At 61.7% G+C, this 17,290-nt stretch carries 16 protein-coding genes; 8 read left to right on the forward strand and 8 right to left on the reverse strand.

Going from position 1 to position 17,290, the window contains the following annotated elements; translation table 11 throughout:
- Positions 1–217 precede the first annotated feature (217 nt).
- Positions 218–1,018 (reverse strand): SDR family NAD(P)-dependent oxidoreductase, encoded by an 801-nt coding sequence (locus tag AB5Z20_RS04935; RefSeq protein ID WP_006235414.1) that lies wholly within the window; start codon positions 1,016–1,018, stop codon positions 218–220.
- A gap of 297 nt (positions 1,019–1,315) precedes the next feature.
- On the opposite strand from AB5Z20_RS04935, the gene AB5Z20_RS04940 reads away from it, so the two are divergent.
- Positions 1,316–3,082, forward strand: a complete 1,767-nt coding sequence (locus AB5Z20_RS04940) for a hypothetical protein (RefSeq protein WP_368156504.1) — start codon at positions 1,316–1,318, stop codon at positions 3,080–3,082.
- Positions 3,083–3,385: 303 nt separating this feature from the next.
- On the opposite strand, the gene queA is transcribed toward AB5Z20_RS04940, so the two are convergent.
- From queA to AB5Z20_RS04955, 3 genes are all read right to left on the reverse strand, one after another.
- Positions 3,386–4,597 (reverse strand): tRNA preQ1(34) S-adenosylmethionine ribosyltransferase-isomerase QueA, encoded by a 1,212-nt coding sequence (gene queA / locus AB5Z20_RS04945; RefSeq protein ID WP_368156518.1) that lies wholly within the window; start codon positions 4,595–4,597, stop codon positions 3,386–3,388.
- Positions 4,598–4,667: 70 nt separating this feature from the next.
- Complete coding sequence (locus AB5Z20_RS04950; RefSeq protein WP_368156506.1) at positions 4,668–5,243, reverse strand: epoxyqueuosine reductase QueH; 576 nt, start codon at positions 5,241–5,243, stop codon at positions 4,668–4,670.
- A 105-nt stretch (positions 5,244–5,348) separates the two neighbouring features.
- The gene (locus AB5Z20_RS04955) at positions 5,349–5,918 is read right to left on the reverse strand and encodes a DUF3267 domain-containing protein (RefSeq protein WP_368156507.1); all 570 of its coding nucleotides are present in this window, start codon (positions 5,916–5,918) and stop codon (positions 5,349–5,351) included.
- A gap of 132 nt (positions 5,919–6,050) precedes the next feature.
- Between AB5Z20_RS04955 and AB5Z20_RS04960 the strand changes: the two genes are divergently transcribed.
- Both AB5Z20_RS04960 and AB5Z20_RS04965 read left to right on the forward strand, forming a co-directional pair.
- Complete coding sequence (locus tag AB5Z20_RS04960) at positions 6,051–8,201, forward strand: class I tRNA ligase family protein (protein ID WP_368156509.1); 2,151 nt, start codon at positions 6,051–6,053, stop codon at positions 8,199–8,201.
- 151 nt (positions 8,202–8,352) lie between these two features.
- Entirely contained in the window at positions 8,353–9,456 is a 1,104-nt protein-coding gene (locus AB5Z20_RS04965) for an RsmB/NOP family class I SAM-dependent RNA methyltransferase (RefSeq protein WP_368156510.1), read from the forward strand.
- Between the two features lie 24 nt (positions 9,457–9,480).
- On the opposite strand, the gene AB5Z20_RS04970 is transcribed toward AB5Z20_RS04965, so the two are convergent.
- On the reverse strand, positions 9,481–9,651 hold the full coding sequence (locus tag AB5Z20_RS04970) for a hypothetical protein (RefSeq protein WP_368145472.1): 171 nt from the start codon (positions 9,649–9,651) through the stop codon (positions 9,481–9,483).
- A gap of 191 nt (positions 9,652–9,842) precedes the next feature.
- On the opposite strand from AB5Z20_RS04970, the gene AB5Z20_RS04975 reads away from it, so the two are divergent.
- A complete protein-coding gene (locus tag AB5Z20_RS04975; RefSeq protein WP_368156512.1) occupies positions 9,843–10,934 on the forward strand; it encodes a hypothetical protein in 1,092 nt (363 codons plus the stop codon).
- An 81-nt stretch (positions 10,935–11,015) separates the two neighbouring features.
- Here AB5Z20_RS04975 and AB5Z20_RS04980 read toward each other — a convergent pair whose 3' ends face one another.
- Positions 11,016–11,906, reverse strand: a complete 891-nt coding sequence (locus AB5Z20_RS04980; RefSeq protein WP_368156513.1) for a DegV family protein — start codon at positions 11,904–11,906, stop codon at positions 11,016–11,018.
- Positions 11,907–12,225: 319 nt separating this feature from the next.
- Here AB5Z20_RS04980 and AB5Z20_RS04985 point away from each other — a divergent pair, with 319 nt between their 5' ends.
- From AB5Z20_RS04985 to AB5Z20_RS04995, 3 genes are all read left to right on the forward strand, one after another.
- On the forward strand, positions 12,226–14,142 hold the full coding sequence (locus AB5Z20_RS04985) for a fructose-1,6-bisphosphatase (RefSeq protein ID WP_368156514.1): 1,917 nt from the start codon (positions 12,226–12,228) through the stop codon (positions 14,140–14,142).
- A 78-nt stretch (positions 14,143–14,220) separates the two neighbouring features.
- Positions 14,221–14,616 carry a GtrA family protein gene (locus AB5Z20_RS04990; protein ID WP_117637315.1) on the forward strand — a complete coding sequence of 132 codons (396 nt, stop codon included), beginning with the start codon at positions 14,221–14,223 and terminating at the stop codon, positions 14,614–14,616.
- A gap of 219 nt (positions 14,617–14,835) precedes the next feature.
- Positions 14,836–15,243, forward strand: a complete 408-nt coding sequence (locus AB5Z20_RS04995) for a GtrA family protein (RefSeq protein ID WP_035137329.1) — start codon at positions 14,836–14,838, stop codon at positions 15,241–15,243.
- A gap of 1,051 nt (positions 15,244–16,294) precedes the next feature.
- On the opposite strand, the gene AB5Z20_RS05000 is transcribed toward AB5Z20_RS04995, so the two are convergent.
- Positions 16,295–16,531 (reverse strand): helix-turn-helix domain-containing protein, encoded by a 237-nt coding sequence (locus AB5Z20_RS05000; RefSeq protein ID WP_368156516.1) that lies wholly within the window; start codon positions 16,529–16,531, stop codon positions 16,295–16,297.
- An 89-nt stretch (positions 16,532–16,620) separates the two neighbouring features.
- Positions 16,621–16,818 carry a hypothetical protein gene (locus AB5Z20_RS05005; RefSeq protein ID WP_368156523.1) on the reverse strand — a complete coding sequence of 66 codons (198 nt, stop codon included), beginning with the start codon at positions 16,816–16,818 and terminating at the stop codon, positions 16,621–16,623.
- Here AB5Z20_RS05005 and AB5Z20_RS05010 point away from each other — a divergent pair.
- Positions 16,817–17,116, forward strand: coding sequence for a transposase (locus AB5Z20_RS05010; protein WP_368156520.1), 300 nt, complete (start codon positions 16,817–16,819; stop codon positions 17,114–17,116). The two genes, AB5Z20_RS05005 and AB5Z20_RS05010, sit on opposite strands and share 2 nt — an antisense overlap.
- Positions 17,117–17,290: the final 174 nt, after the last annotated feature.

Raw genomic sequence — 17,290 nt, forward strand, 5'->3', positions numbered from 1 at the left:
CGACTAGTCATTTAAGAACGTCCCCAACGACTACATCAACAAAGGCAACGCCGATGCTCTGGCAACGTCAGCGAGCGGTCGCCAGAGCGAACAAGTTGGCATGAAAAGAGGGCGGCATAGACCTTCTGGTCATGCCGCCCTCTTTGAATGACAAGTTGTCGCTCTGGTGACCGCGCAGCGTCGGCCCGTTACGGCGTTTGGTAAAACGCCGTAACCCCTAAGGCCGCTGGCCCATACCACCCTCGAGGGTGACGGTCTCGCCATTCATATACTTAAAGTCGGGGCCGCAAAGCTGAACGACCACGCGGCCGATCTCCTTCTCGACGTCGCCGTAATGGCCCGCCGGCGGCATGTGAACGTTGGCCTTGAACGCCTCGGGATAGGCGTCCTGGAAGTTCTCGAGCGCAGCAGTCCAGGCAAGCGGGCACACGATGTTGACGTTGATGCCGTCCTTGCCCCACTCGTTGGCGGCGACGCGGGTCAGGCCGCGGATGCCCTCCTTGGCAGCGGCGTAGCTGCACTGACCATAGTTACCAAACAGGCCGGCGCCCGAAGCAAAGTTGACCACGGAGCCCTTGGTCTCCTTCAGGTGCGGATAGGCCTTCTGCATGTACAGGTAGGTGGCATAGAGGCCAGAGTAAATGGCCAGGTTAAACTGGTCCATGGTGTGGTCGGCGATGGTCACACCCGAGGCGCTGGCCTGAGCGTTGTTGACGACGGCGTCGATGCGACCGAACTCCTCAATCGCCTTGTCGATAACGTTCTGCACGACGGCCTCGTTGTCCTGGCCGGCGGAGACATCGGCCTGGACAGGCAAAACCTTGACGCCGTACTCGGCCTCAAGAGACTCCTTAGCAGCCTCGAGCTTGGCGACGTTGCGACCGGTGATAACGAGGTTCGCGCCCTCCTTGGCAAAAGCGATATCGATGCCGTAGCCGATGGAGCCAGCAGAGCCGTCCTTAAGCGTGGCCTTGCCGCCGCCGGTGACGATCACGGTCTTACCAGTGAAAAGTCCCATACGAAGTCCTTTCAAAATCGCGACGGGCACGCCCGCCGACTGCGCGCATCCAAAAATAAACGCGCCAAAAGCTGAGATGCAACTTTAGCGTGTTCAAGTGAAAAGAAAAGGCCTCGGCAGGCGAACGGCATAACGTCTTTCGGCGAAGGGAATGTCAAGCGCAAACTGAATATAGAGGCCGAATTTTTGCTATCGGCGCGAGCCATCGAACACGTTTTGAAACTTTGCTGCGGGGCGCGGGATGTCGGCGCGAGACTTTATCATAGGGTGACAAACAACGATGAGGAGCACATGCCTATGACAGACGAGCTGGACCCCCAGACTCAACAGCATATTGATGATTCCGCAGACGTCGCCGCAGATGCTGACGCTGTGACCTGCAATGATACCGACGTCGACGACGCCACTTTGGATAACGACGCTGCAGCGGAGATCCCTGCGGCCGCAGATGCCGACGAGCAAAACGACGATTCGGCCGCTCAGGACGACGCCCCCAAAAAGGACGCCGCCCCGCAGCAAGCAGCGGGCCCCATCGAGGTGTCTTCGGAAGAAGAGCTCGATGCCGTCATGGACTCCATGATGGATGCCGTCAAAGCGATGAAAGACGCCGTGGCCGACGCCGATGTTGACGCCGAAGAAGAGGAGGCCGCCGAGGCCGCCTCGACCTTCGTGCCCGGCGAGACCCCCGTTGCCGACCAAGGCAGCACCCTGCCCTCGTTCCTGCAGCTTGAGCACCCCACCATTGGTGCCGATGCAGTCGACCCGCACGCTGCCGGCTTTTCCGTAGTCGAGGGCGGCACCGGCAGCATCACCACGTCACAGGCGCCCGATGCGGGCACGGCAAACGCCGGTCACCCGACCGCCCTGCACGCCCCAGCAGCCAGCCGCGATCTGGGAGGCGCCGTCTCAAACACCGCCAGCGCCGTGGGCGCCTTTATCGCCCAGGGTGCCTCGGCCATGCGCGAGATGAACGCCGCAAAGAAGGCACTCGCGGACGCCCGCGCTCACCTGGCCGAACTTGAGCAGCGCATCGCCGATCAAGGCGAGGAGCTCGAGACACGCCAAGACATCGCAGGCCGCTACGACCAAATCGTCGCCGAGCAGCGCCAGACTATCGACACGGCACAAAAGGCCGCCGTGGCGGCAGAAATCGGCCGCGATACCCATGCTGCCAAGGCAACAGAACTCAAGGCGCAGCTCGAACAAATGAAGGAAGAGGACGACGCCACCGAGCGGCGTCTCAAAGCCGCACTCGACGCGGTGGAGGCGCGCGAAGCCAGCTCGCGCGAAACCGGTAACCGCCTCGTTCGACGCCTCGAGGATTCCAAGCGCATCCGCGACAAGGTGCAGGCCGAGCGCGACGCCGGCGTTGCCGCAGCGCAGCAAACCGTCGACGCCACGCGCGCTCAACTCGAAACGCTGCGCCGCGAGTATGCCGAGCTGCAGCGCAATCCTTCGGCGAATCCCGCCAATTACACGGTGCGCACCAGCGAGCTTTCGATGCAGATCTCCGACACGGCCGATGCCCTGCGCAAAGCCGAGGAAGATGTCCCGAACATCACCGCCGATCTTGAGCACTCGCTCGCGGCCGCCGAGCACGCCGTCGAGCAGGCGCAAGCCCCCATCGCCGACGCCAAGCGTGCCCATCAGGCCGTGACTGCCGAGGCCGATGCCGCGCGCGACGAGCTGCAGACCGCAAAAGCCGCCGCCGCAACGCGCCAGCGCGAACTGCGCGAGAAGATCGCCGCCGAGGACAAAGCGCGTCGAGAGCAAGAGCAGGCTATTGCCAATGCCCAGGCGGACGTCGCGCACGCACAGTCGATCATCGAGCAGGCGACCGAGGTGCATGACCATCCCGAGATTACCGAATCGCTCGCGGGCTCCCTGGCCCGCGATAAGGCCGAGCACGCCGAAACTGAGCGTGAAGTGGCTCAACTCGAAGCCGCCGAGGACGACGTGCGCGAGCGTACCCGCGACTCACGCATCAAATTCACCGGAGCCATCGTCTGCATTGTCGCCGTGATTCTGGTGATCATCCTGGTCTGGCTCTTCGCAAGCAAGTAAACCAGCTGCCAAAAAGCGCTCACCGCAACTTATTTAAATCGGCGCAAGGCAACCTACCCCTCTTGCACCAATCTCTTGACATAAGGAGTATCCCCAGGTGCCGGCACAAAAGGAACGTCCCCAAGTGCCAACAACGGCAACGCCAATGTTTTGGCGAAGTCAGCGAAAACGCCCCTAAGCGAGCAAGGTGACGTGAAAGAGGAGGGCATTGACCTTCTGGTCATGCCCGACGATTGAACGTCAGATTGCCGCTTAGGGGCGTTTGCAGCGTCGAGCAGTTACGCGGTTCGTAGAACCGCGTAACTAACAAATGAGCATGGCATCGCCAAAGCTGAAGAAGCGGTAACGCTCTTCGATAGCGGCGGCGTAGGCATCCATGATCTGGTCGCGGGAGGCAAGCGCGCTCACGAGCATCATGAGCGTGGAACGCGGCACGTGGAAGTTGGTGATCAGTGCGTCGACCACGTGATAGGTCGAGCCAGGCATGAGGTAGAGCTGCGTTGTCGCGTTCTCGCGCACCACGATGTCACCGCGGCCGAGCGTGTCGGCGCCGTCCTCGCGGCCTTCAAAATAGCGCGCCGTCACGGCCGGATCGGACACCGGCGCGTCCGCGTCAAAGGCGCTCTCGAGCGAGCGCACCGCCGTGGTACCGACAGCGATCACGCGATGCCCCTCGGCCTTCGCCTTATGCACGGCGTCGACAACCTCCTGCGACACGTGGTAGCGCTCGGTGTGCATGACGTGCTGCGTGGGGTCGTCCTCCTCCACCAAGCGGAAGGTATCGATGCCCACCTCGAGCTCAACGGCGGCAAACTTCGCGCCCTTGGCCTCGATAGCGGCCATGAGCTCGGGAGTAAAGTGCAGACCCGCCGTGGGAGCGGCAGCCGAGTGTTCCTCCTTCATGGCGTAGACGGTCTGGTACTTCTCGGGATCGCCCTCGTAATCGGTAATGTAGGGCGGCAGCGGCACGTGACCGGCAGCATGGATGGCCCCGTCGAGCGTGCGCTGCTCGCCGGCGGCATTGCAACCGGCCGGCTCAAAGCGCACCAGACGGCCACCGCGGCTATCGGTGACAAAGTCGACAACCTCGGCCGTCAGCACCACGGGCGCACCCTCGGGCGCATGGGCGCCACCGGCGCGATACTCAATCTGAGCACCGGGCTTCAGACGCTTGCCCGGCTTGACCAGGCACTCCCAAACATGGCCCAGCGGATCCACGTCCTCGCGGCGCTTGAGCAGCAGCGTCTCGACCACGCCACCCGAGCCGGCTTTGCGACCGATCAGGCGGGCCGGCATCACGCGCGTCTTGTTGATGACGAGCACATCGCCCGGCTCGATATAGTCGATGATGTCGCGGAAGATGCGGTGCTCGACGGTACCGCCGTGCTCCAGCGGCGTTCCCGCCTGGGAGCCCTTGCGATCCACCACCAGCAGGCGGCAGGAGTCACGCGGCTCGGCAGGCGCCTGGGCAATCAGTTCCTCAGGAAGGTTATAGTCAAAATCATCGGTACGCATAGACACGTCGGATTCTCCTTATATAGCTAAAGTCCGCTCTACATCCTAGCAGGCTGACGTCCCAAATGAACTACTTTTTGGCAGCCTTGCGCTCGTCGCGGATGCGGGCGCGGTCCATGGCCGCCTCGACGGCCGAGAAACGGCAGCCGCAATAATTCTGCCGATACATGCCAAGCTCGCGCGAACGTCGTGTCGCCTCGGGGTAATACGGGCGAAAATCGCGAATCACCGGGGTGAGCCCATGTGCCGCCGCCAAGCGCTCAAGCACGTCATTGCAGGTATCGAACAGCTGGTACGGCGAGACGGCGAGCGTCGTGCCCACAAACTCAAACCCGCGCTCTTGGGCCACACGGCACGCCTCGGCCAGACGCAGGGCATAGCACGCGCGACAGCGACGGGCTCGGTCGGCTCCCAGCGGGGCCACGCCGACCTCCCAGCGCTCGCGGTCCTCCCCCGCCTCGATGAGCTCGATGTCGCCATCGGCACACCACCGGCGCAGCTCGTCCAAACGCCGCCGCCATTCATCACGCGGTTGAATATTGGGGTTGGTCCAGCAGATTGTGGGCTCAAACCCTTCCTCGCGCAGCAGGCGAACCGGCTCCAGCGAGCACGGCGCACAGCAGGCGTGCAACAGCAACGGCTTCATCAACATCTCCTCTCCCACAATGATTTTTCTGGGACGGGGATTAAAAAATCATTGCGTACCTAATGATTTTTTAATCCCCGTCCCAGAAAAATCATCCCAAAAAGACTACCTTGCGAAAAAGCGCACGCCAAAGGACGTGTCCTCGCAGGCGACAATGCGGCGGTCGCGCAGAATGGTTCGCACGTAATACCAGTCGCCCACACAGCCCGACAAGTGCAGACCAGCCGCCAGGTAGCACAGCAGCGGATAGCCCGAGAGCGCAAACCCTAGGGCAAACGCCGCCGTCACAACAACCGTCGGCGCCAGGCAAACTGCCACGTACCGCCAGCGCGAATACACCACGCCCTCGGCGCAGGCGTAAATCATGCAGGTTTCGAGATTTGCCCCAAAGGTCACGCGCGCACCGGCAGGCGCAAACAGCTTAAAGAACACCGCATGCACCAGCTCGTGCACGGCAAATGACGCCGCCGAAACCGCAGCCAAGCCGACTATCCAGCCCAAAACCGCCGTCCAGCCGCCCGCGTCCGCCACATCCAAGTCTGCGGGCCCGCCCAGCAGCATAAACACCGGCACCAGGCACACGGCAAACACCACAAGCACGGCCATCCCCCACACGAAGCAAGCGTGCAGAAAATCCTCGTCCTCAAACGCATGTATGTTGGAAATCTCATTCATAGCATCTTAGGATAGCGCCCCTGCCACGTACCCGTCCGCATGTGCGATAATGTCGAACGATATGCACGAATTGACCACCGCGTCGTCAGGCCTTGCGCCCGGCCGCGCTCTCACCATATGCGAAGGAGTCCCATGGCATCCAAATACTCCATGAACGACCGTCCCAGCTGGCCTCGCCGCGCCATCGTTACCGCCGGCGAGCCCTACGGCAACAAGGGCCTTCACTTTGGCCACGTCGGCGGCGTCTTTGTCCCGGCCGACTTCTTCGCCCGCTTCCTGCGCGACCGCCTGGGCCGCGAGAACGTCATCTTCACCTCGGGCACCGACTGCTACGGCTCGCCCATCATGGAGAGCTACCGCAAGCTCAAGGAGAACGAAGGCTACGACAAGTCCATCGGCGAGTATGTCGAGTCCAATCACTCCCGCCAGGCCGCGACCCTCAACAACTACAGCATCAGCTGCGACATCTACGGCGGCTCGGGCCTTGAGCCGGCTGCGCAGATTCACAACGAGGTTACCGCCGAGATTATCGAGCGCCTACACGAGCAGGGCACCATCTCCAAGCGCTCCACGCTGCAGTTCTACGACGCCAAGGCCGGCACGTTCCTCAACGGCCGCCAGGTGATCGGCCGCTGCCCCATCCAGGGCTGCAAGTCCGAGAAGGCGTACGCCGACGAGTGCGACCTGGGTCACCAGTTTGAGCCCGAGGAGCTCATCGCGCCCAAGAGCCAGCTCACCGGCGAGGTGCCCGAGCTGCGCCCGGTCGACAACCTCTACTTTGACCTGCCGGCCTACCTCGACTTTATGAAGACCTACACCGCCAAGCTCGCCCAGAACCCGCAGGTTCGCTCCGTGGTCTCCAAGACCATGGAAGAGTGGCTGCTGCCGGCACAGCTCTATATTCAGAACAAGTTTCGCGAGGCCTTCGACGCCGTCGAGGACCAGCTGCCCGAGCACACCGTGCTGGAGCCCGAAGGCAACAAGAGCAGCTTTACCGTCACCTTCCCCAGCTGGAAGGAGCGCGACGACGCCCACGCGGTGCTCGCCAACGGCGGCGTGCGCTTCCGCAGCGGCAAGGCGCTCGTGCCCTTCCGCATCACCGGCAACATCGACTGGGGCGTTCCGGTGCCCGAGGTCGACGGCGTGACCGACGTCACTTGCTGGTGCTGGCCCGAGAGCCTGTGGGCGCCCATCAGCTACACCCGCACCGTGCTCGCCCGCGACGCCCGCGCCGCCGGCGTAACCGAGGGTGTCGCCGCCCAGGATGCCGCCCTCATGGGCGAGCCCGCCGCCGATTCCACGCAGGTACCCGCACCCACCTACCAGCACAGCTCGCTCGACTGGCGCGACTGGTGGTGCTCGGACGACGCGCAGATCTACCAGTTCATCGGTCAGGACAACATCTACTTCTATTGCATCGCGCAGACCGCCATGTGGGAGGCCCTGAGCTGGAACCTCACGCAGAGCACCGTTAGCGCCTGCTATCACCTGCTCTACATGGGCAAAAAGGCCAGCTCGTCCTCGCAGACGCCTCCCCCGCCGGCAGACGACCTGCTCAACCACTACACCTGCGAGCAGATGCGCGCGCATTGGCTGTCACTCGGCCTGTCAGAGAAGCCGGTGAGCTTTAGCCCCAAGGCATACGACACGCGCGTGACCGGCAAGGACAAGGACGGCAACGAGGTGCGCGCCTGCGACGACAAGCGCGTTATCGACCCGGCCCTTAAGGAGAGCGCCCTTTTGACCGGCGTGTTCAACCGCCTGGCCCGCAGCTGCTTCTACGGCGTCGCCGTCAAGGAGGGCGACGAGAGCCCCTATCGCAACGGTTGCATTCCCGCCGGCGCCGCCTCTGCCGCCGTGGTCGAGGCTGCCGAGCAGGCCGTCCTTGCCTTTGAGCAGGCCATGTACAAGTTCGAGACGCACCGCGCGCTCGCCGTGTGCGACGACTACCTGCGTGCCGCCAACAAGCGCTGGAGCGACGCCTCCAAGGCCGCCAACAAGCTCGAGGGTGAGCCGGCCAACGCCGCCATGACGCAGGCCTTGGTCGACGCCTTTACCGAGCTGCGCGTGGCGACCGTGCTCATGCACGGCATCGTCCCGGCCGGCTGCGAGCTCATCTGCGAGTACTTCGACGTCGACCCGGTCGCTTTCTTTAGCTGGGATAACATCTTTGCCTCCACGGACGAGTTCGTGGAGAGCCTAGGCGAGAAGCCCGGCGAGCACCGCGTGAAGCCGCTGCCCCCGCGCTTCGACTTCTTCAGCAAGCACGAGAGCCAGTACTAGGCCAACGCCAAGGCAGAGTAGTCAATTTGGGACGGGGCCATTTTAGCTACCCCGTCCCAAATTTAACTGCAACGCCTGCCAAAACGGACGGGTAGCTAAAATAGCCCCGTCCCAAATTGACTACTTTTAATGGAATGGGAAGGAAAGACGGATGTCCAAGCCGCGTCGTCGTAAGCAGAAAAAGCAGGTTAAGCCCGAGCTCAAGCTCAGGCAGTTTGCCGCCACCGAGCTTTCCGACCAGCTTGCCGCCCTTCCCTACGCCGACGACCTGCCGCGCTTTATGGTCGACACGGTCGCCGGCGCCTATGCCCCCGCCGATGCCGAGCTCATGATCGAGGGCTTCGGCGCCGCCGCCACGCGCCCGGTCACGCTGCGCGCCAACACGCTCAAGGCAACCGCCGAGGACATCGCCGCCGCACTCGACGAGGCCGGCATCGCGCACCAAACCGTCGCCTGGTACCCAGACGCCTTTATCCTGCCCGAGGCCCAGGTTTCCGACCTGTGGGACCTCGACATCTACCGCGACGGCAAGATCTATCTGCAGAGCCTGTCGTCCATGATGCCGCCGTTGGTCCTGGGCGCCCAGGCAGGCGAGGACATCCTGGACATGTGCGCGGCCCCCGGTGGCAAGACGACGCAGATCGCCGCCCTCACCCAGGGCCAGGCACACCTCACAGCCTGCGAGATGAGCATTCCCCGCGCCGAGAAGCTCGAAGCCAACCTCCACCGCCAAGGCGCAAAAAACGTGCCCGTCATGCGCATCGACGCACGCGAGCTCGACGAGTTCTTCCGCTTTGACCGCATCCTGCTCGACGCCCCTTGCACCGGCACGGGCACCGTCATCAGCGGCAACGAGAAGAGTCTGCGCGGCCTGACCGAGCAGTTGCTCGGCAAGTGCGCCCGCTCGCAGCGCGCGCTTCTGGACCGCGCCATGGGAGCCCTCAAACCGGGCGGCACGCTCGTCTATTCGACTTGTTCGATCTTGCCGCAGGAAAACGAGGACGCCCTGCAAGAGGCCCTCGACAAGCACATGGACTGCGAGCTTATCCCCCTCGACGGCACGCCGAGCGAAAGTGAAACGCGCCGTGCTCAGGAAGCTGGCGAAGAGCCGCGCGTCGAGAGCAACGCCCTCACCGAGGCCATCGCCGCCGGCCACGTCTCGTCCGTCGCCAACGGTATGCCCGGCACGCTGACCATTCCGCCCAGCCGCGACTTTGAGGGCTTCTATATCGCCCTGATCCGAAAACGCAGCTAGCGCACGGATTCAAAACTCAACAAACTATCTCCGTGCGCGCTTGTCCTGCTGGTCACGGTGCTGCTTAAGTGCCTCGCGTTCCTTACGCTCGACTCTTTTGCCTTTAATGGCCGTAACCACAAAGTAGATGACCGCGGCGGCAACGATTGCGCCCACACACAGGCCAATCGAGCCCAACATTGCTGTGAAATCCATACCGCGTCACCTCTCTTTTAAACGGGACATTCAAGATAGCACCTCAATACCCGCCACCACAGCTCCTTCACGTTCGCCGGTCCTTCGGTCTAACGGATGGCGCGGCGGGGAAAAATCAACTCGTCAAACGATTTAGCAAGCACAACGCTGCCGGCGCCCTGCCGGCCATCATCGCATAGAATCGAGGATCCATGGATACCCTCAACGACCTAAACGAGCGCGTCGACGCCTTTGTCGGCACCAGCTCCTTCGACGCGCCTGCCGCGACTAACGACCAAGCCCCCATCGATGTTCCCGCCGAGGTTCACGAGGACATCGTCGCCTCGGTCGATTTTTCCGAGGTCGAGCTCGCAGACGAGTTCACCGAGCCCCAGGTAGCCGTGACCCCCAACGGACTGCTCCCCATGGAGCCGCTGCCCATCGACGGGCGCCTACGCAAGGCGGCCCTCCGCATGCCCGACGAGATCGAGGAGGCCAGCGGCTTTACACTCTTCGGCCGTCGCATCAAGTCGCTTATCTACACAACCGACGTCGCGGTCATCCGCAACTCCAACGCCGATGCCGTCTTTGCCGTTTACCCCTTCACGCCACAGCCGGCCATTACGCAGGCGTTGTTGACCGTCGCCGAGTGCCCGGTCTTTGTAGGCGTGGGCGGCGGAACTACGACCGGCAAGCGCTCCGTACAGATGGCAGCCGTCTCCGAGATGCAGGGCGCGGCGGGCTGCGTGGTCAACTCCCCCGCCACTGCCGAGATGGTCGAGCACATCACCAACATCGCCGACATCCCCGTCATCGCCACGGTCGTACGTTGCGACGATGATGCGCATGCCAAGGTGCGCGCCGGAGCCAAGATCCTCAACATCGCGGCCGGCAAAAACACGCCCCAGGTCCTTCGCGAGCTGCGCGAGCACTATCCTAACCTGCCGCTCATCGCGCCGGGCGGCAAAACACCCGAGAGCATCCGCGAAACCATCGCCGCCGGCGCCAACGCCATCATCTGGACGCCGCCTTCGGCCCAACAGTTGCAGACCGACATGATGGAGCGCTACCGCAAGATGAAGGAAGACGCAACGCCCGTCATCTCGCGCGACGATGTGCCCATTATTGACCAGGTTGCCGCCGCCGAGGTCAGTCAGGTCGAGAACATGAATCCCGACGTGCCGATTCCCGACGAGGTTATCGAACGCGTCGCTTCGATCCACGATCATATCGAGGAGCGTCGCGCCAACCGCGGCCTCAAGCCCTCGCTGCACGGCTTCTTCTTCCGCGGAAAGAAACGCTAACCGCAACAGCAAGGCCCGCCCCACAAAACGTGAGACGGGCCGTTTTCGTTTGAGCAATCGTGCGCGACGTGATGGGCCAAGTTAATCCACGCGTTTGTCACCCATAAAGAAGAGCGCAACCGTACCAGGTCCGGTGTGCGAACCAATCAGAGCACCGATATTGTTGATCTCAATCCTGCCTTTGAGCCACGGAACTTGTTCCTCAATCAGCGCCGCAACGGCCTCGGCATCCTCGCGGCACGCCGAATGGGACAAGATGCACTTACCCGAATAATCCACACCGTCCTGCACGTGTTTCATCATGGTCTTAGCCATCTCGGAAATCGCGCGCTTCTTGGTGCGGATCTTCTCACGTGGCGACAGCCCACCTTCGCAATCGACCGTCATAAGTGGGCAAATCTTAAGCGCCGTGCCGATAATCGCGCTCGCAGCCGAAATGCGACCGCCGCGCAGGTAGCTCGACAGATCGGTCGAGAAGAACCAGTGGTGAAGGTTGAGTTTATGCTCCTCAATCCAAGCGGCCGTCTCGTCGAGCGAAGCGCCGCTATCGCGAACGTCGGCGGCACATTCCGCCAGCAGACCAAAGCCCGAAGACGCCGCCAACGAATCGATGACGCGCACCTTGCCGCCCTGAGGATAGCGATCCGCGAGCATCTGTGCCGCAACGCAGGCCGATCCATACGTGCCCGAAATACCCGACGACAACGCCAGGTGCAGCACGTCTTTACCCTCGGCAACAAACGGCTCCCAAAACTCCTCGTACTCACCCACGCTCACCTGAGACGTCTTGGGCATGGCGCCCGCGGCAATCTGGGCAAAAAACTCGTCCGGCGTAATCGACTGATACAGATCGTCCGTATAGACAACATCGTCGATCTCGTAATGAAAACACACGACAGGGATATTGCGCGACGCAAAGAACTCACGGGTTCGATCGGCAGCGGATTCACAGGTCAGGACAAAATCACTCATATGAGGCTCCTTAAGTATTGCTACGCAAATTATCGCACAGCAAGCCTAAATACGATACAAATGTCCACTATTTACCAATTCGAACCATTGGCATTGAATATCTTTATCATCAACATCCCCATCCCCGCTATGGGCCAACATGGGCAAAATCATCCCCTTCGTCTCCACTTAACCGACACATCAACCTCAACTAAATCGATTTAGCAAACCGTTCAGCCGACAATTCAGCCGCCGGCGCAAAATGGAAACAAAAGCGGCGCATACTGATAAACGTTTGACGCTGTTTATCAGTTTTACCAGCCCCATCGGAAGGTGTTTCATGGTCGCATTCGATCGCAACCCGCAAGACTTCAAGTATCTGCGCCTGCTGTCGAGACAGTTCCCCACCGAACAATCCGCGTTTACCGAGATTATCAACCTCTCGGCCATCCTCAACCTACCCAAGGGCACCGAGCATTTTATGAGCGACGTGCACGGCGAGTACGAAGCCTTTATGCACATCCTCAACAACTGCTCGGGTGTCGTGCGCGAACATGTCGACGAGATCTTTGGCGACACGCTCTCCTTTGACGAAAAGGGCGAGCTGTGCACGCTCATCTACTACCCGCGCGAGAAGATCGAGCTGGTCCGCAGCCGGCGCGAGGACTCCCCCACCTGGTACAAGACCATGCTCGACCAGCTCATCATGGTTGCCCGCTCGCTTTCGAGCCGCTATACGCGCTCCAAGGTGCGTAAGGCCATCCCGCGCGATTACGCCTACATCATCGACGAGCTGCTGCACACGCATCCGGACGAGAACAACTATCGTGTGCGTTATCACGAGCGCATCGTGGAGTCCATCCTAGAGACCGCCAGCGCCGACGACTTTATCGAGTCGCTCGCCTCGCTCATCAAGCGCCTGGCCGTCGACCACCTGCACCTGGTGGGCGATATCTTCGACCGTGGCGGCGGCGCTGCCAAGATTATGGACCGCCTGCTCACCTACCATTCGCTCGACATCCAGTGGGGCAACCACGACCTGCTGTGGATGGGCGCCGCTGCCGGCGAGCCCGCCTGCATCGCCACGGTTCTGCGCAACAACCTGCGCTACGACAACTACGAGATCCTCGAGAACGACTACGGTATCTCGCTGCGCGAGCTCGTCGCCTTCGCCGACGCCACCTATACCGCCGACGAGTCCATCACCCCGCTGATCAAGGCCATCAACGTGCTGCTCTTTAAACTCGAGGGCCAGATTATCCAGCGCCACCCCGAGTTCGACATGACCGACCGCCTGCTGCTCGACAAGATCGACCACGACACCGGCACGGTCACGCTCGCCGACGACAGCGTGTGGCCGCTCACGACCAACGACTTCCCCACCGTCGACCCGACGGACCCCTACACGCTCACGCCCCAGGAGCAACACATCATCGACAAGCTCGTATCCGAGTTTGTCACCGCCGATCACCTGCATCGCCATATCGATTTCCTCTACACCCACGGCTCGATGTACAAGGTCGCCAACGGCAATCTGCTGTTCCACGGCTGCGTGCCGCTCAACGAGGATGGTACCTTTAGCAGCATGAACTGCCTGGGCACCTGGCACGCTGGCCGCGATTATCTCGATTTTTGCGACTGCATCGCCCGCCGCGCCTGGCGCGTGGGCGACCGCGACGCCCTCGACTGGATGTGGTACCTGTGGATTGGCTTTAACTCGCCCGCCAGCGGACGCCTGGTGCGTACCTTTGAGCGCGCCTATATCGCCGATAAGAGCACCTGGGTCGAGCCGATGGACCCGTACTTTACGCTTACCAAGTCGCCCTCGGTCTGCGATGACATCATGCGCGAGTTTGGCGTCGCGCCCATGGCATGCTCGCCGACCGGCCACATCATCAACGGCCACACGCCCGTTAAAACCACCAAGGGCGAACAGCCCATCCGCGCCGAGGGCAAGCTGCTGGTCATCGATGGCGGCTTCTGCCGCGCTTACCATCCCAAGACGGGTATCGCCGGCTATACGCTCATCTCGAGCTCGCGCGGCTGCCGCCTCAAGTCGCACCGGGCCTTTACGACGGTTGCCGAGGCACTCACGCGCAACGTGGACATCGAAAGCGAGACCAACCGTTTTGACCAAGCAGACCGTCGCCGCATGGTGAGCGACACCGATACTGGCGCCAAGATCCGCAGCCAAATCCAGGACCTGCGTCAGCTGCTCGATGCATATAGAAACGGTGCTATCGAGGAGCGCGCCTAGCACCACCCGCGGGGATTGGCTAAACTTGCTGAGTTTGTCATCCCCGCGGCGCTCCGGCGCCACCCTAAGGCAGGTACCATGCAAAAGCTCCTTGCGCAGATCATGAAGTTTGGCGTCGTCGGCGTCATTGCCACCGTCATCGACTTTGGCATCATGAATCTGCTCCACTACGGTCTGGGCCTTAACATCCTGATCGCCAACACCAGCGGCTTTATCGTCTCGCTCATCTTTAACTACGTCGCGAGCATGAAGTACGTGTTTGCGCACAAGGAGGGCATGAGCCGCCGCCGCGAGTTCATTATCTTTGTCGTGCTGTCCGTGATCGGCCTGGCGCTCAACGACGGTATCGTGCTGGCGCTCAACGCCGGCCTAGGGCTCGAGGCCAATATCGCCAAGATTTGCGCCACCGCGCTTGTTATGGTCTACAACTTCGTGACCCGAAAGATCTTCCTGGAGGGCGAGGAGACCAAGTAGCTCGGCCTCCTCGTTGCACTACGGGGCCCACGGACGACGTGCGTCGAGCGCTGCGTTGTTCGTGGGCCTTGCTCGTTTACGGAAGGATTTACAACGTTTGCGGATTGTCTCTTGCAAATTTGGCGAGTTCGTATAGTTCTTGGCAAAGCCCTTACGTTTCCCTTGCAAAAGCTCTAAAGTATCCTCTGCTCGATTCATCAACGCATTGGATGTGATTACGTGCGCAAGGCACTGGCACAACCTCATACTAAGCAATTCCTCAAGTTCGCTGTCGTGGGTCTTATCTCCTTTGGCATCGACTGGGGCATGCTCATTGCGCTCGTCGAGCTGTTCCATCTCGACTTTTTGATGAGCACCACGATCTCGTTTATCACGTCCGTCGTGGTCAACTACTGGCTCAGCATGAAGTACGTGTTCGACCATCGCGAGGGCATGAGCCGCAAGCGCGAGTTCACGATCTTCACCATCCTGTCGGTGATTGGTCTGGGTCTCAACGACCTGTACATGTTTGTGGGCGTCACGTTTTTGAGCATCGGCTACCAGGCCATGAAGGCCATCGCCACGTTCCTGGTCACCTGGTACAACTACTTTAGCCGTCGCTTCTTCCTCGAGGGCGCACGTTCGTAGACGACCCAACATAATCTCGCTTCGCAGCCGGTTGGAATTCACGTTCCAGTCGGCTTTTTGTTTGCAGAGCCTGCCAAGGAAGGCGTACGAGGTGGGCTACAGCGTCGAAATGGGACGCAGTTACCCCAAGGGCGCCGTTCCGGAAACTGCATCCCAGATTGCAGCCTCAGAACGGGACGCAGTTTCCGCAACGCCGCCCTAGCGGAAAGCGTGTCCCAGAATCGATGCTCAAAACGGTCCGCAGCTTCCCAATGGGCGCTGCTTCGGAAAGTCCATCCCGGAATGAGCCCTCAGAGCGGAACACGCTTTCCGAAACCCGCCCCATCGGGAAACTGGGGACCTCGGACAAAATCTCGGACCCAATTTGGGTCCAGGAGGGAGTCCGATGTATACGAAAGAGGAGCGCGAGGGGATTCTCTGGGAGTTCCACCGGAGCGGCCTGTCCGCCCCCGCCGCCTGCAGGAGCCTGCCGCTTTTCCCGAACAAGGACAACCTGTATGCTTGGCTCAAGCTGGAGGAGGCGGACGAGCTGACCGCCCGCGAGATGCCCGACCGGGCGGAGTGCATGCACTGCTCGCACGGCGAGGGCAGCCCCGCGTTCGCCTCCCCACGGAGGCGTCGAGCCGAAGGGGGCGCGGGCAAAATGAAGAGGACCGGGCGCGAAGGGGCCGGCGGCGCGGCACCCGAGCAGACGGAATGGCGGGACTGGGGCCTGGAGGGGCTTCCGGACGACCCCGCCGAGCGCGCCCGCGTGGCCGAGGTCAGGCTCGACGACGTTGGAGTACGGGAAGGACAGTACGAAGAAGCTCAGGCGGGTGCGGACACCGGAAACGTAGAGATCGGCCTCGCCGAAGTCGGCCTAGGCCCGGCCGGGCTCCCACACCAGGTCGAGGAACCGCTCGCCCTGGGAGCGGTCCCGCCTCCTCAGCTCGGCGACGTAGCGGCCGACGGTGGACTCGCTGACGTCGGCGCCGTGCTCGTCGACCAGCCTGCGCCATATACGCCTGGCGGTGTGTCGCTGCTTGCGCCAGTTCCGGGCGTCGTCCTCGAGCTATTGACGGATGACGGGCTTGTACGGGTCGAGCTTGCTCGGTGCGCTCCTCCTCGCGGGCGGCCTCGGGGAGAAGTCGTCTTGGGCGAGGTACTTGTAGACGGTGTCGCGCGATACGCCGTTCATCTTGACGATATCCGAGATGCTGAACCCGTCGCGGCGCTGCTGGCGTATAGAATTGACGGTGGACATGTTGATCATTGCCTTTCCTACCTTTCTGAGTAGAAACCGAAGCATCTATCAGATTAGGCACATTCGAAGGCGGTCGGCATGTCTTTGCGTTTAGCGTCGAAAACCTGCTGCCGAAAGTGTCGACGCTTATTTGACTACACACACCCATTCCCAACAGGGAGAACGCCATCGACGGGCTCTACGCGCAGTATCCGGGCGCGCTGGTCGTCGTCGACCAGGTCCGCAACATCAGCTCGCTCGCGCTTTCGCGCACCAAGCTCGCCGGGATGCCGCGCGCGTACCTGCCCGGGCTCGCCGCGCACGGCATCCGAGCTGGTCATATCCATAGACATAGCCGACTTCGCGGGCCGCGACAGGCTCGCCTCGCGCTGCGGGCTCGCGCCGCGCAACAGGCGGTCCGGCACGTCGATACCGTCGGTGTCCGCGTCGTGGCAGGGCAACAAGAGGCTGAAGAACCTGCTCGTATTCTCTAGCAACTGCCTTTCGCGCAGCCGCAACCGATGGGGCGAATATTACGCGCGCTGCCGCGACAGGGGCATACCGCACGGCAAGGCGCTGAAAGCGGTGGCGAGGAAGCGGCTCGAGGTGATTTACGCGATCATGGGGGGCAAGGTTCCATACGCAGCCTAACGGCCGGCGGAGATCGCAGGCCCGGCAGGGCCTGCGTCAGCATTGCCAAAAACGCCCATCGAAAGGGCGAATCCCTCTTGACAGAACTACAGGAACACCCATTACAGTCTGAAATAGGCTATCGATAAAATTCGATGGCGAGCATTCGGCGCATTGCCTACGATACGGGCAAGC

This window comes from Collinsella aerofaciens, from assembly GCF_040910245.1.
Lineage (GTDB): Bacteria > Actinomycetota > Coriobacteriia > Coriobacteriales > Coriobacteriaceae > Collinsella.